This window comes from Rhodopseudomonas faecalis, assembly GCF_003217325.1.
GTDB lineage: Bacteria > Pseudomonadota > Alphaproteobacteria > Rhizobiales > Xanthobacteraceae > Rhodopseudomonas > Rhodopseudomonas faecalis.
In genome coordinates this window covers 1-1,064 of record NZ_QJTI01000062.1, presented here as the reverse complement: position 1 = coordinate 1,064, position 1,064 = coordinate 1, and the positions used below count along the sequence as shown (strand labels likewise).

Here is a 1,064-nt window from a genome sequence, read left to right as displayed (position 1 = left end):
CGGGCGATTGCGATGAGCGCGACCTTTCCGGGTTTTCCTTGCAGGCGAAGGGCGTTGTAGTCGTCGCGGAGCTTGGGGTGGTGGCGGGCGGCGACCAGGGCGGCCATGTAGAGCGCGGCGCGAACGCAAGGACGTCCGCCGGCGATGGCGGCGCGAGGCGGCGCTGCGCCGGATTGGCTGACGTGCGGTGCGAGCCCTGCGAGGCTGGCGATGGCCTTGCGATCGCGCTGGCCGAGTTCGGGTAGGTCGGTGATCAGGAGCGTAGCCACCCGTTCGCCGATGCCGGGGATCGATTTGAGGATGTGAAGGACGCGGCGGAGTTCGGGGTCGTCGCCGATGCGCTTGGCGAGTTCGGCCTCGATGGCTTGGCACTGCGCCGACAACGCGGCGATCGCGGCCCGATGGCTATCGAGCAGGAGCGTGCCGCGGACCTGCTTCATCCGGGTCTTCTCCATCGCGATCATCTCGGTGAGCTGGCGGCGTCGCAGCGACAACGCCTTCAGCTCGAGTTGGGTGTCGGTGGGCAGGGGGCGCAGGGTCTCGGGCATGGTCAGAGCGAAGCGCGCAATCAGCCGCGCGTCCAGCCTGTCGGTCTTGGCGCGGCCGCCCTCGGCCTCGCGGAACGCCTTGATCCGGCGCGGATTGACGATGCCGACTTCGAAGCCGGCGACCGAAAGCGCTCTGACCAGCGGTTCGGCATAGGGACCGATCGCCTCCAGAACCACCCGCCTGACGCCGGAGCGTTCGAGGCGGGCGATGATCTCGGCGATGCCCTCGGCCAGATTAGGCATCCGGAAGGTCTGGCCCGACGGAGCCAGCGCGACATCGAGGAAACGTTGGCCGGCATCGACGCCGGCCGCAACCGCAAGCGGCAGTGCAATCGTCATGGGGATCGGTCCTGTATGCGGGCGATCACCGCAACGGCAATGCCCGTGCGACTGTTCGATCAAGCAACACCGACAGAGGCGCCCGCACCGGGTTACGGCGAGATGATCGGCCGGGAATCTACCGAGCGGCCTCCGTCGCGCTGACTGTGCACCAGCACTCCGCAGATACAGGAATCT

At 67.9% G+C, this 1,064-nt stretch carries 1 protein-coding gene; it reads right to left on the bottom strand.

Annotated elements, in window-relative coordinates; all coding sequences use genetic code 11:
- A partial coding sequence (locus BJ122_RS18905) for an IS110 family RNA-guided transposase (protein WP_110782825.1) occupies positions 1 to 887 on the bottom strand: 887 nt, incomplete at its 3' end.
- Positions 888 to 1,064 lie beyond the last annotated feature (177 nt).